Annotated in this window: 2 protein-coding genes; one reads left to right on the top strand and one right to left on the bottom strand. The window is 70.4% G+C overall.

Translation table 11 applies throughout. From position 1 onward, the window contains the following. Positions 1-109: 109 nt before the first annotated feature. Entirely contained in the window at positions 110-1,267 is a 1,158-nt protein-coding gene (locus BR98_RS17400; protein ID WP_083976688.1) for an acyl-CoA dehydrogenase family protein, read from the bottom strand. Between the two features lie 915 nt (positions 1,268-2,182). On the opposite strand from BR98_RS17400, the gene BR98_RS17395 reads away from it, so the two are divergent. Next, on the top strand, positions 2,183-15,280 hold the full coding sequence (locus tag BR98_RS17395) for a type I polyketide synthase (RefSeq protein WP_051969878.1): 13,098 nt from the start codon (positions 2,183-2,185) through the stop codon (positions 15,278-15,280). Positions 15,281-15,422 lie beyond the last annotated feature (142 nt).

Below are 15,422 nucleotides of genomic sequence, written 5' to 3'. Positions count from 1 at the left end.
TGACCCGAGCCACAACTAACGGGCAAGGGCACACCTACTGACGGGAGTTCACTCGGTCGAAGCCGAATGCGCACTCCCGGGAAACCCCGCATCGCGGGGCAAGCAAACGCTAGGAGCGCTTTGCCACCGGTACGACGTAACGGTTGAACATGAGCTCCCGCAGAACGTCGTCCCCACCCTCGACGATCGAGACGTACCGCATGTCGCGGACCAGCTTTCCGATGAGCATCTCGTTCGTGTAGCCGAGGCCGCCGAACATCTCCGACCCCTTGCTGGCAATGTCCCAGCCAAGCTGACCACATATCATCTTGGCAGTCAGAGCGGACTTCAGAGTGCCCTGGCGGACGAATGTAGTCGCAGCGTCGGGGCTGTGCATGATGGCGTCGTAGTCTCGCGCGGCCGCCTTGCACTGACTCTTCATCGCGTCGATCTGCATCTCCATCTGACCGAGCTTGCTTGCGAAGACGGCATTGTCGACGAGCTTTCCACCACCGAGCGGCTTCGTCTTGGCGTACTCCATCGAGAGATCACGAATTCGTCGTGCCACGCCGACGGCAGTGGTCGCGATCAGGATCCGGCTCGCATTCAGGCCGATCTCCAACAACCGGAGCCCTGGGCCGTTAAGTGCATTTGACGCCGGAACTCGGCATCCCTCGAGCGTTACCTGATAGGTCCCGGACGCGCGCAGTCCGATCATGTCCCAGCGCTTGACGATGCGAACGCCCGGCGTGTTCTTCGGAACCAGGATCGCCGAGTAGCCGGAGGGCTCTGTGGCCGACTTCGCGACGACCACCAGGAAGTCCGCGAACTTCGAGTTGGTGGAGAAGAACTTCTGGCCGTTCAGCACGAGGTTGCCACCCTGGAGCGTGGCAGTCGTGGTGATGTTCCCCAGCTCGCTGCCGGCCACCTGCTCGCTGCCCAGCGTCGCGCAGAAACCCCCGGACTTGGCCATCGGCGCCAGGTAGCGTTCCTTGAGCTCGTCGCTCCCGTACAGCGACACCATGCTGGTCCCGAGAATCGAGATGAAGAGCGTGAACGCGGCCCCGGCATCTCCATAGGCGAGCTCGGAGACGATGTCGATGCTGTCCTCGAGGCCCAGCCCGGCTCCGCCGGCATTCTCCGGCAACCACCAGTTCATCAGCCCGGTGTCTTGAAAGCTCTGATACAGGGGAAGCGGCGCCTCAGCCAGGGAGTCCAAATGCTCCTGATTGTCGAAGAGCTCCCGCCTGGAGAACTCACTGACCCGGTTGAGGATATCTGACCTCACCACTTACTCCCCGTTCGTACCCAGTCCAGGAGCCCCGCCCTTGCCGCGGTAGCGCCTTCACGAATTCAGCCAGTGGAAACAGAGTCCCGGAAGTCCAGCAGCCACCATGACGAGCCGTTGGGGCGCATCGGAACAGTGCACGCCGAGTGGGGTCACAGGGTTCCCGAACAGATCGACGTCACGGAAGCCCGCTGGCACCGACAACCACGGATGCCACAGTCCGGGTCATCATTGCCCACCGTTCGACACCACGTCAATGTTGTTCCCCGGCACGGGAGATGCCTATCCCTTTCGTCAGATCCTGATGGGCTATCAGCCAGTATGTCCGATCCATCTGGAGAGGGGCTGCGCTTGCTGACGGCGCATCATCTCCCCGTCATATTCTGCCGCTCGATGTGGATAAGGGCTCCTTGCCGGCCCCCTGGACCACCCTCAAATCCAGCTCAAGGCTTGCGCCATGTCCGCGCCATGAGCATCAACAATCTGTTTCAAAGCGGATCCTGAGGACCGGTCAGTACCTGGCAGACTCACAGGAAGTTCCCATCATCGCCGGTCGGAGGGCGTTCGCGCTTTCCTGTCAGGACCATGAGTCGACTGTCATGCGGCCTCTCGCCGAGGACCCGTCAGAGCCCAGCTTGACAGGCCTGGCGGTCACAGATTTAGCTACACGCCGACGGCTCTTGTCCGTCACAACGGGGTGTCTACTGACTGTTTCACAACGATCTGACCTATCGGCCTGGGCACGGCACGGCCCGCAGGACTTCTGCGTCGCCGACCGGAAGCCTGCGCGCCGACCATGATGCGGCATCAACAGTTCCTGGCGTAGGGCTTGTTAAGAGTCCCTGGCAGTGGGATGCCGTCTGGGGTCAGGTGTGGTGTTTCGAGTGTGACAGTCGCGAACGGGGATCTGCGAACATGACGAACAACAATGCTGCGCGCGACCTTTCGGACGCCGTCGCGATCGTCGGCATGGCGTGCCGCTTTCCGCAGGCTCCGGACCCGGAGGCGTTCTGGCGGGTGCTGAGCGAGGGCATCGAGGCCATCACCGAGACCCCCCTCGAGCGCTGGGACGCCGACGCGGTCTTCGACCCCGACCCCGCCGCACCTGGCAAGACCCACACGCGCCGAGGCGGATACCTCGACCAGGTCGACCACTTCGACCCCACCTTCTTCGGGATATCACCGCGTGAAGCCGCCGCGATGGACCCCCAGCAGCGCCTCATTCTCGAACTCGCCTGGGAAGCCCTCGAAGAAGGCGGCATCGTCCCCGCCGACCTCCACGACAGCCGCACCGGCGTCTACATCGGCGCGATCTGGGACGACTACGCCACCCTGACCAACCAGCACGCCACGGACAACACCACCCATCACACCCTCACCGGCCTGCACCGCAGCATCATCGCCAACCGCGTCTCCTACACCCTGGGACTACGCGGCCCCAGCTACACCATCGACTCCGGCCAGTCCTCCTCCCTCGTGGCCGTCCACACCGCCTGCGAAAGCCTGCGCCGCGGCGAGAGCGACCTCGCCCTGGCCGGCGGAGTCAACCTCACCCTCATCCCCGACAGCACCATCACCTCCGCCAAATTCGGCGGCCTCTCCCCCGATGGCCACTGCTACACCTTCGACGAGCGCGCCAACGGCTACGTCCGCGGCGAAGGCGGCGCCCTCATCGTCCTCAAGACCCTCACCCGCGCCTTGGCCGACGGCGACCGCATCCACGCCGTCATCCGCGCCAGCGCCGTCAACAACGACGGCGGCGGCGACACCCTCACCACCCCCCACCAAGCCGCCCAGGAACAACTCCTGCGCGACACCTACCACCACGCCGGAATCGACCCCGCCACCGTCCAGTACGTCGAACTCCACGGCACCGGCACCCCCCTGGGCGACCCCATCGAAGCCCACGCCCTGGCCAACGCCCTCACCACCACCCACCGCCCCACCACCGACCCCCTCCTCGTCGGCTCCGCCAAAACCAACATCGGCCACCTCGAAGGCGCCGCCGGCATCACCGGACTCCTCAAAACCGTCCTCGCCATCAAGAACCGCACCATCCCCCCCACCCTCAACCACCACACCCCCAACCCCAACATCCCCCTCAGCACCCTCAACCTCCACATCCCCACCACCCCCACCCCGTGGCCCCACCCCCACCAGCCCCACACCGCCGGCATCAACGCCTTCGGCATGGGCGGCACCAACGCCCACGTCATCCTCGAACAAGCACCCGCACGTGACGACGAGCCCACCACCGAGGCCACCGCACCCGCCGTCCTGCCCTGGCTCATCTCCGCCCGCACCCCCAACGCCCTCCAAGCCCAGGCCCAGCGCCTGCTGGAGCACGTCCAGGCGCACCCCGAGCTGAAGCCCCTCGATGTGGCCTACTCCCTGGCCACCACCCGCACCGCCTTCGAACACCGCGCCGCCGTGGTCGCCGACAACCACGAGGGCTTCCTCAACGGACTCGCAGCACTCGCCGAAGGCAGCGCTGCTCCTGGGGTCGTATCGGGTACCGCGGCTACCGAGGGCGGGAAGCTGGCGTTCCTGTTCTCCGGGCAGGGCAGCCAGCGCGCCGGGATGGGGCGCGAACTCTACGGGGCGTTCCCGGTGTTCGCCGCAGCCTTCGACCAGGTGTGCGCCGAGCTGGACAAGCACCTGGACACGCCGCTGCGCGAGGTCGTCTTCGGCGACAGCGGGTTGATCGACCAGACCGCCTACACGCAGGCCTCCCTGTTCGCGCTGGAGACCGCGCTGTTCCGGCTCGTCGAGTCCTGGGGAATCCGGCCGGACCTCCTCGCCGGGCACTCCATCGGCGAGGTCACCGCCGCCCACCTCGCCGGCCTGTGGACCCTCCAGGACGCCGCGACCCTGGTCGCCGCACGCGGACGCCTCATGCAGGCCCTCCCCACCGGCGGCGCGATGATCGCCGTCCAGGCCACCGAAGACGAGATCACCCCCCACCTCACCGACCGCATCTCCATCGCCGCCATCAACGGCCCCAACTCGATCGTCCTGTCCGGGGACGACGACACCGTCACCAGCGTCGCCCAGATCTTCGCGGACCAAGGACGCAAGACCCGCCGCCTGCGGGTCAGCCACGCCTTCCACTCCCCCCACATGGACCCGATGCTCGACCAGTTCCGAGCCATCGCCTCCTCCCTCACCTACAACCAGCCGACCACCCCCCTGGTCTCCAACCTCACCGGCACCCTCGCCGACCCCCAGGACCTCCAAACCCCCGACTACTGGGTCCGACACGTCCGCGAAACCGTCCGCTACACCCACGCCATCACCACCCTCGCCACCGAAGGCGCAACCACCTTCCTGGAACTCGGCCCCGACACCGTCCTGACCGCCATGACCCAGGACACCCTCGACAACGCCACCACCATCCCCCTCCTGCGCGCCAACCGCCCCGAACCCCACACCGCCACCCGCGCCCTCGCCGAACTCCACACCACCGGCACCACCATCAACTGGTCCACGTACTACGCGGGCACCGGCGCCACCACCACCCCCCTGCCCACCTACGCCTTCCAGCGCCGCCGCTACTGGCTCGACAGCACCCAGGCCGCTCCGACGCGCACGAACAGCGCGACGCCTCAGAGCGCCGCCGCCGAGGAGTCACTCAGCGTCGTCTCGTCGCCACTGCGGGACCGCCTGACTGGTGCGGCCGAGACCGAGCGCGCGCGTGTCCTTCTGGACCTGATGTGTACCCAGATCGCCGTCGTGCTGGAGTACACCGCTTCGGAGGTGGTGGACCCCCACCGCTCCTTCAAGGACCTCGGCTTCGACTCCCTAACCGCCGTCGAGCTACGCAACAGCCTTGCCTCCGCGACCGGCCTGCGGCTTCCGTCCTCGCTCCTCTTCGACTACCCCACGCCCGTCGCCCTGGCACGGCAGTTGGTGCTGGAGATCCTGGAGCCGGCCGGCAACTCTGCTCCTTCGGCATCCGCCACGGTGCCGGCGAGTCAGGAGCCCATCGCGATCGTCGCGATGAGCTGTCGTCTCCCGCAGGGCGTCAAGTCCCCCGAGGACCTGTGGCACTTGGTCGTCGAAGGTACCGACGCGATCTCCGGGTTCCCGACCAACCGGGGCTGGGACCTCGACGGCCTCTACGACCCCGACCCCGAGCACCCGGGTAAGACCTACGCTCGCGGCGGCGGTTTCCTCCACGAGGCGGGCCTGTTCGACTCGAGCTTCTTCGGGATCTCGCCGCGCGAGGCACTGGCGATGGACCCGCAGCAGCGGCTGCTGCTGGAGACCTCCTGGGAGGCGTTCGAGCGGGCGGGCATCGACCCCGCCGGCCTGTACGGCACCCAGGCAGGCGTGTTCGTCGGCGCGATGGCACAGGACTACGGCTCCCCGCTGCACGAGGCCTCGGACGGAGTCGACGGCTACGTGCTGACCGGCAAGTCCGTCAGCATCGCCTCGGGTCGAATCGCGTACACGCTGGGCCTGGAGGGCCCGGCAATGACCGTGGACACGGCCTGCTCGTCCTCCCTGGTGGCCCTGCACCTCGCGGTGCAGTCCCTGCGCAACGGCGAGTGCGACCTGGCCCTGGCCGGCGGCGCGGCCGTCATGCCCACCCCGGGCATGTTCGTGGAGTTCAGCCGCCAGCGCGGGCTGTCCGCCGACGGCCGGTGCAAGGCGTTCGCGGCGGCGGCGGACGGGACCGGCTGGGGCGAGGGCGTCGGCATGCTCCTCGTGGAGCGGCTCTCCGACGCTGAGCGCAACGGCCACCCCGTCCTCGCGGTGGTGCGCGGCAGCGCGATCAACCAGGACGGGGCGAGCAACGGCCTCACCGCGCCCAATGGTCCGTCGCAGCAGCGGGTGATCCGCCAGGCACTCGCCAGCGCAGGCCTGACACCGGGCCAGGTCGACGCAGTGGAGGCGCACGGCACCGGGACGCGACTGGGTGACCCGATCGAGGCGCAGGCGCTGCTCGCCACCTACGGGCAGGGCCGGCCGGCGGACCGGCCGCTGCGGCTGGGCTCACTGAAGTCCAACATCGGGCACACACAGGCCGCCGCCGGCATCGCCGGGATCATCAAGATGGTCATGGCGATGCGGCACGGCATGCTGCCGAAGACCCTGCACGTCGACGAGCCGACGCCCGAGGTGGACTGGTCGGCGGGCGCTGTTGAGCTGCTGACCGAGGCCATGGCCTGGCCGGAGACCGGCGAACCCCGCCGAGCGGCTGTGTCCTCGTTCGGGATCAGCGGGACCAACGCCCACGTCATCATCGAGCAAGCCGAGCCGACCGAGCAGACAGACAAGGGCGTTGACGCTCCGTCGGCGCAGCGCGCCACCCCGGCGGTGCTGCCCTGGCTGATCTCCGCGCGCACCCCCGACGCCCTCCAGGCCCAGACCAAGCGGCTGCTGAGCCACGTCCAGACGCACCCCGACCTCACGCCCCTCGACATCGCCTACTCGCTCGCCACGACGCGGGGTGCCTTCGAGCACCGTGCTGCGGTGGTCGCCGACAACCGGGAGGACTTCCTGGAGGGGCTGGCCGCGCTCGCCGAGGGCCGCGAGACCGCCGGTGTGGTGCGTGGGACCGCTGCCGGCTCAGGTGGGCGCACGGTGTTCGTGTTCCCCGGTCAGGGTGCGCAGTGGGCCGGGATGGCGGTCGAACTGCTCGACACCTCGCCGGTGTTCGCGCAGCGGATCGCGGAGTGCGAGCAGGCGCTGGCGCCGTTCGTGGACTGGTCGTTGACCGGCGTGCTGCGCGAGGCGGAGGGTGCTCCGTCGCTGGAGCGCGTCGACGTCGTGCAGCCCGTGCTGTTCGCCGTCATGGTCTCCCTCGCCGCGCTCTGGCAGTCCTACGGCGTCCAGCCGGCCGCCGTGATCGGGCACTCGCAGGGCGAGATCGCCGCCGCCGTGGTCGCCGGCGCGCTGTCGCTGGACGACGGCGCCAAGATCGCCGCTCTGCGCAGCAAGGCCATCACCGCGCTCGCCGGACGCGGCGGCATGCTCTCCGTCCCGCTCACCCTGGACGAGGTCCAGGCCGAGCTGGACACCCGCCCCGAGGGTGGACTGGCGATCGCCGCCGTCAACGGCCCCGCCTCCATCGTCGTCTCCGGCCAGACCCAGGCGCTGGACGAGCTCCAGGCCCACTACGAGAACGCAGGAGTGCGCGCCCGCCGCATCCCCGTCGACTACGCCTCCCACTCACCCCAGGTCGAAGACCTCGAGACGGAGCTCGCGGACCTGCTGGCCGACCTGGCGCCACGCGAGGCCCAGGTGGCATTCCACTCCACCGTCACCACCGAACTCACCGACACCACCACCCTCGACGGCGCGTACTGGTACCGCAACCTGCGCCAGACCGTCCGCTTCGAAGAGACCGTCCGCGCCCTCATCGACCAGGGCCACACCACCTTCGTCGAGATCAGCCCCCACCCCGTCCTCACCTACGGCATCGAAGAGACCTCGGCCGACGTCCTTATCACCGGCACCCTGCGCCGCAACGAAGGCGGCCACCACCGCTTCCTCACCTCCCTGGCCACCCTCCACACCCACGGCCACCCCACCGACCTAGCCTCCCTCCTCACCGGCGGCACCCCGGTCCTGCTGCCCACCTACGCCTTCCAGCACCAGCACTACTGGCTGGAGACCCCGGCCGTGACCGCAGCACTCGCCCCGGCGGACGCCGTGGACGCCCAGTTCTGGCAGGCCGTGGACGATCAGGACTTCGAAGCCCTCGCTGCCACCCTCCAGCTCGACCCCGACGCCCCGCTGAGCACCGTCCTGCCCGCGCTCTCCACCTGGCGCAAGGACCAGCGCAGCCACGCGACTGTCGACACCTGGCGCTACCGCGAGACCTGGCACTCGCTCACCGAACAGTCGACCCGTCAGCTCACCGGTACCTGGCTGGTCATCACCCCCACCGACGGCCACCCGCTGCTCGACTGGACCACCCAAGCCCTGGCCGAAGGCGGCGCCACCGTCCAGGCCCGCACCATCGACGCCCTCCAGAACACCGACGCCCTCCAGAACACCGACCCCTCCGGCATCGTCTCCCTGCTGGACCTCGAAGACACCCTGACACTCATCCAAACCGGCATCGACGCACCCATCTGGGCCCTCACCCAAAGCGCCGTCTCCACCACCCCCACCGAACGCATCAACAACCCCGAACAAGCACAAATCTGGGGCCTGGGCCGCGTCGCCGCCCTCGAACACCCCGACCAATGGGGCGGCCTCATCGACCTCCCCACCACAATCACCAACCACACCACCACCCAACTCACCACCGCCCTCACCAACACCACCGGCGAAGACCAACTCGCCCTACGCGACACCGCCATCCACACCCGCCGCCTCACCCACGCCCCCACCAACACCAACACCAACACCAACACCGTCACCGGCGCCTGGACCCCCACCGGCACCACCCTCATCACCGGCGGCACCGGAGCCCTCGGCACCCACCTCGCCCGCCACCTCGCCCACCACGGCGCCCCCCACCTCCTCCTCACCAGCCGACGCGGCCCCAACGCCCCCGGCGCCACCCAACTCACCCAAGAACTCCAAACCCTCGGCACCCGCGTCACCATCACCGCCTGCGACACCACCAACCGCCAAGCCCTCGCCAACCTCATCGCCCAACACCCCGACCTCACCGCCGTCATCCACACCGCCGGCATCCTCGACGACGCCACCATCACCACCCTCACCCCCAACCGCCTCACCACCGTCCTCACCGCCAAAGCCCACACCGCCCACCACCTCCACGACCTCACCCGCGACCACGACCTCACCGCCTTCGTCCTCTACTCCTCCATCGTGGGCGTCCTGGGCAACGCCGGGCAGGCCAACTACGCCGCCGCCAACGCCTACCTCGACGCCCTCGCCCAGCAGCGCCACACCGACGGCCTGCCCGCCACCTCCATCGCCTGGGGCACATGGAGTGGTGGCGGCATGGTCGGGGCCGAGGTCGACAGCCGGATGCAGCGCCGCGGCCTGACCGCGATGGCGCCCGAGGCTGCGGTCATGGCGCTTCAGCAGGCCCTGGATCAGGGGGACTCCCGGATCACCGTCGCCGATGTGAACTGGCCGCGCTTCATCGCGGACTTCACGGCACCGCGTGCCAGTCGCCTCTTCGACGCGCTCCCCGAGGCTCGTGCCGCCGCCGCTGCTTCCGGCGAGGTCGAGTCGACCGCGACGCGTCCCCGGTCGAAGCTGGTCCAGCAGTTGAGCGCTCTCTCCGAGGTCGAACAGGAGCGGCTGTTGACGGAGCTGGTCCGCACCGAGGCGGCCTCGGTTCTGGGCCATTCCGGGGTGGACGCGATCCACACCGAACGGGCGTTCAAGGACTTCGGGTTCGACTCGTTGACGGTGATGGACCTGCGCAACCGGCTGGTGGCGGTGACCGGATCCCGGATGACGACCAGTGCGATCTTCGGCAACCCGACGCCCACCGCGCTGGCCAAGCACCTGCGCGCCGAGCTGATGGGCGCTCGGACCTCGGTCCCGGCTCCGGTCGCGGCCCCTGCGTCCGCCCACGACGAGCCGATCGCCATCGTGGCCATGGGATGCCGCTTGCCCGGCAACGTCCACACGCCCGAGGAGCTGTGGCAGTTGCTGGCCGAGGAGCGCGACGCGATCGGCGCGCTCCCGACCGACCGGGGCTGGGACATCGACGGGCTGTACCACCCGGACCCGGACCGGCCCGGCACGTCCTACGTCCGGGACGGCGGATTCCTGTACGACGCAGCGGAGTTCGACGCCGGGTTCTTCGGCATCAGCCCACGTGAGGCGATGGCGATGGACCCGCAGCAGCGCCTGCTGCTGGAGACCTCGTGGGAGGCCTTCGAGCGTGCGGGCATCGACCCGACCAGCCTGCGCGGCAGCCAGACCGGCGTCTTCGCCGGCATGACGTACCAGGACTACGCGTCCCGCCTACACGAAACGCCGAGCACCTTCGAAGGCTTCATGCTGACGGGCAAGTCGTCCAGCGTGGTCTCGGGTCGGATCGCCTACGCGCTTGGCCTGGAAGGTCCAGCAGTGACGGTCGACACGGCGTGCTCGTCCTCGCTGGTCGCCCTGCACCTGGCCGCGCAGGCGCTGCGCAACGGCGAGTGCGACCTCGCGCTGGCCGGCGGCGTGACGGTGATGCCCACGCCGGGCATGTTCGTGGAGTTCAGCCGCCAGCGCGGCCTGGCCGCCGACGGCCGCTCGAAGTCCTTCGCGGCGGCGGCGGACGGCACCAGCTGGGCCGAGGGCGCCGGCATGCTCCTCGTCGAGCGCCTGTCGGACGCCGAGCGCAACGGCCACCCGATCCTCGCAGTCGTGCGCGGCAGCGCGATCAATCAGGACGGCGCGAGCAACGGACTCACCGCGCCCAACGGCTCGGCGCAGGAACGCGTGATCCGTCAGGCCCTGGTCAACGCCAGCCTGACGGCTGACCAGGTCGACGCCGTGGAGGCACACGGGACGGGTACCCGGCTGGGCGACCCGATCGAGGCGCAGGCGCTGCTCGCCACCTACGGGCAGGAGCGGCCGGAGGACCGGCCGTTGCTGCTGGGGTCGTTGAAGTCGAACATCGGCCACGCCCAGGCGGCGGCCGGTGTCGGTGGCGTGATCAAGATGGTCATGGCGATGCGGCACGGTGTGCTGCCGAAGACGCTGCACGTGGACGAGCCGACGCCGCACGTGGACTGGTCCGAGGGTGCGGTCGAGCTGCTGACCGAGGCGACGGCCTGGCCGGAGACGGGCGAGCCACGCCGGGCCGGCATCTCCGCCTTCGGGATCAGCGGGACCAACGCGCACGTCATCATCGAGCAGGCCGAGCAGGCTGCTGACGTTGCATCAGAAGATGGTGTTGCCGCCCCGGCGGTGCTGCCGTGGCTGATCTCCGGGCGCACGGCGGAGGCGGTCCGGGCGCAGGCGCAGCGGCTGCTGGAGCATGTGCGGGACAACGAGGCCTCGGCGCTGGATGTGGCGTACTCGCTGGCGACGACGCGTTCGGCGTTCGAGCACCGGGCGGCCGTGGTCGCCGACAACCACGAGGGCTTCCTCGACGGACTGGCCGCGCTGGCCGAGGGCCGGGAGGCCGTCGGTGTGGTGCGCGGGCAGGCCGGACGCGGAAAACTCGCCTTCCTGTTCTCCGGGCAGGGCAGCCAGCGGGCCGGGATGGGACGTGAGCTCTACGGGGCGTTCCCCGTGTTCGCCGCAGCCTTCGACCGGGTGTGCGCCGAGCTGGACAGGCACCTGGACACGCCGCTGCGCGAGGTCGTCTTCGGCGACAGCGGGTTGATCGACCAGACCGCCTACACGCAGGCCTCCCTGTTCGCGCTGGAGACCGCGCTGTTCCGGCTCGTCGAGTCCTGGGGAATCCGGCCGGACTTCCTCGCCGGGCACTCCATCGGCGAGGTCACCGCCGCCCACCTCGCCGGCCTGTGGACCCTCCAGGACGCCGCGACCCTGGTCGCCGCACGCGGACGCCTCATGCAGGCCCTCCCCACCGGCGGCGCCATGATCGCCGTCCAGGCCACCGAAGACGAGATCACCCCCCACCTCACCGACCGCATCTCCATCGCCGCCATCAACGGCCCCAACTCGATCGTCCTGTCCGGGGACGACGACACCGTCACCAGCGTCGCCCACATCTTCGCGGACCAAGGACGCAAAACCCGCCGCCTGCGGGTCAGCCACGCCTTCCACTCCCCCCACATGGACCCGATGCTCGACCAGTTCCGAGCCATCGCCTCCTCCCTCACCTACAACCAGCCGACCACCCCCCTGGTCTCCAACCTCACCGGCACCCTCGCCGACCCCCAGGACCTCCAGACCCCCGACTACTGGGTCCGACACGTCCGCGAAACCGTCCGCTACACCCACGCCATCACCACCCTCGCCACCGAAGGCGCAACCACCTTCCTGGAACTCGGCCCCGACACCGTCCTGACCGCCATGACCCAGGACACCCTCGACAACGCCACCACCATCCCCCTCCAGCGCGCCAACCGCCCCGAACCCCACACCGCCACCCGCGCCCTCGCCGAACTCCACACCACCGGCACCACCATCGACTGGAACGCCTACTACACCGGCACCGGCGCCACCACCACCCCCCTGCCCACCTACGCCTTCCAACACCAGCGCTACTGGCTCGACACCTCGCCCTCCGCCACCTCGGCCGACATCGCCTCCGTCGGCCTGGCAGCGACCGCCCACCCGCTGCTGGGCGCGGTCGTCGAACTCCCGGGCACCGACGGCTTCCTGCTCACCGGCCGCCTCTCGCTCAGCACCCACCCGTGGCTCGCCGACCACGCCGTCCTGGGCACCGTGATCCTGCCCGGCACCGCCTTCGTCGAGCTCGCCCTCCACGCGGGCGAGCAGGCCGGCTGCGCCCGGGTGGAGGATCTCGCGCTGCACGCCGCGCTCACCCTGCCCGAGCGCGGCGCGGTCCGCCTCAACGTCAGCGTGGGCGCACCGGATGACGCCGGGCGACGCACCCTCAGCATCCACTCCCAGCCCGACCTTGACGACGCCACCCAGCCCTGGACCCTGCACGCCGAGGCAACCGTTGCCCCGGGTGCCCCGGAGTTCGCCGAGGACCTGACCAACTGGCCGCCGCAGGGTGCCGAGCCGCTGGACGTGGCCGACCTGCACCAGGCGCTGGACCAAGCCGGCTTCGGCTACGGGCCCGCCTTCCAGGGACTACGCGCCGCCTGGCAGCGCGGTCCGGAGGTCTTCGCCGAAGTGCTCCTCCCCGAGGCACAGCAGGACCAGGCCGCCCAGTTCGCCATCCACCCGGCGCTGCTGGACGCCGCCCTGCACCCGACCATCCTGCGCGGCGGCGGCCGCACGCGGCTGCCGTTCGCGTGGCGCGGGATCAACCTCTCCGCCGCCGGCGGTTCCGGGCTCCGGGTGCGGATCGCGCCGGCCGGTCACGACGCCGTGGCCGTCCTGGCGGCGGACCTCTCGGGCCGTCCGGTGCTGTCGATCGACGGCCTGGTGCTGCTGGAGGCCACCGCCGAGCAGATCCGGCCGGCCCGGACGGCGGGGCAGGACTCGCTCTTCCGCCTGGAGTGGTCGGCCGTCCCGACCCCGGCCGCGCGCCCGGCCGACGAGGGCGGGTACGCGCTGCTGGCCGAGGACGAGTTCAAGGTCGGTGCCGCGCTGGCCGACGACGCCGAGGTGGCGAACCACTGGGATCTCGCGGAACTCGGCGACGCCGTGCTCGCCGGTGCGCCGGTCCCGACGGCCGTCCTGGTCTCCTGCGTCTCCGCGCTCGGCACCGAGGTCGACGCCGCCGACGCCGCCGACGCCGCCACCACGGCCCGGGCTGCGCGGGCGGCCACCCACCGGGCGCTGGCGCTGGCCCAGGCCTGGCTGGCCGAGGAGCGGTTCGCCGGCTCCCGGCTGGTCTTCCTGACCCGTGGGGCGGTCGCCACCGCGCGGCAGGAGAGCCTCGCCGACCTGGTGCACGCGCCGGTGTGGGGCCTGATCCGCTCGGCCCAGGCCGAGCACCCCGGCCGGTTCGTCCTGCTGGACCTGGACGAGGAGCGAGCCTCCGCCGAGGCCGTCGGCGCCGCCCTCGCCACCGGAGAGCCGGAACTGACGCTGCGTCAGGGTGAGCTGCTGGCACCGCAGCTCGCGCGGGTCGTGCCGTCCACCGGCGCGAGCGCGCCCGGCCTGGACCCCGACGGGACCGTCCTGGTCACCGGTGCCACCGGCACCCTCGGCCGCCTGGTCGCCCGGCACCTGGTGACCACGCACGGAGCCCGGCACCTGCTGCTGACCAGCCGCAGCGGGCTCGACGCGCCCGACGCGCCGGAGCTGCTGGCCGAGCTCACCGGCCTGGGCGCCGAGGTGACGCTGGCGGCCTGCGACGCGGCCGACCGGCAGGACCTCGTCCGGGTCCTCGGCGAGATCGACGCCGCGCACCCGCTGACCGCCGTCATCCACGCGGCGGGCGTGGTGGCCGACGGGGTGCTCACGGGTCTGACGACCGAGCAGGTGGACCAGGTGCTGGCGCCCAAGGTCGACGCCGCGCTCAACCTGCACGAGCTCACCCGTGACCTGGACCTCGCGGCGTTCGTCCTCTTCTCCAGCGCCGCCGGCACCTTCGGCAGCGGCGGTCAGAGCCACTACGCGGCGGCCAACGTCTTCCTGGACGCCCTGGCCCGCCACCGGCGGGACACCGACCTGCCCGGCCTCGCGCTGGCCTGGGGATTCTGGGCCGAGCGCAGCGGCATGACGGCCAACCTGGCCGCGCAGGACGTGCAGCGCCTGGCCCGGCAGGGTTTCGCGCCGATGTCCTCGCAGACCGGGCTCGCTCTCTTCGACGCGGCGCTCGGCACGGACGAGGCGGCCCTGCTGCCCGTCCAGCTGGACACCGTCGGCCTGCGGGCGCAGGCGGCGGCCGGCACGCTGCCGGGCCTGCTGCGCACGGTGGTGCGGGGCCCCGTCCGGCGCCAGGCGCAGCACCTCCCGGCGGCGGGCGCCGCGACGCCCGACGAGTGCGAGCTGCTGCGCCGCCGGCTGGCCGAGCTCGACGGGCCGGGGCAGCGGGAGCTGCTGCTGGAGCTGGTCTGCACGCAGGTGGCTGCCGTCCTCGGCCACAGCACGGCGGCGGCCGTCGACGGCGGGCGCTCGTTCAAGGAGAGCGGCTTCGACTCGCTGACGGCGGTCGAGCTGCGCAACCGGCTGAACGCGGCCACCGGCCTGCGCCTGTCCGCCACGCTGGTCTTCGACTACCCCATGCCGTCCTCCGTGGCCGACCACCTGCACGAGGAGTTCGCCAAGGCCGGGATCGGGGCCAAGGCCGTCGGCCTGGACCTGATGAACCTGGACGAGCTGGAGGCCGCGCTGTCGGCCGCTCCCCCGTCCGACGAACTGCGCGGGCAGCTCAGGAAGCGTCTTCAGGACCTGCTGGCCAAGGTCAACGACCCGGTCGGCGAGGAGACGGCGGACTCGGCGGGCCGCTCGGTGGCCGAGACCCTCGAATCCGTCTCCGACGACGAGCTCTTCGACTTCATCGATGCGCAGCTCTAGCAGCGACTCCACGCGCACCCGGACCCACGCCATGACCGACGCGATGACCGACGCGATGACCGACGCGATGACCGACGCCATGACATCGAACAACCCGGCATCGAACGCACAAGCACCGGTTTTCCAGGAACCCTTGAGGGAG

Source organism: Kitasatospora azatica KCTC 9699, from assembly GCF_000744785.1.
GTDB lineage: Bacteria > Actinomycetota > Actinomycetes > Streptomycetales > Streptomycetaceae > Kitasatospora > Kitasatospora azatica.
Note: the sequence above shows the minus strand (reverse complement) of the source record. Positions and strands in the feature narration are given on the sequence as shown.

Excerpts from the sequence above, each read along its gene's own strand:
- BR98_RS17395 (WP_051969878.1), top strand. The coding sequence starts at position 2,183 with ATGACGAACAACAATGCTGCGCGCGACCTTTCGGACGCCGTCGCGATC.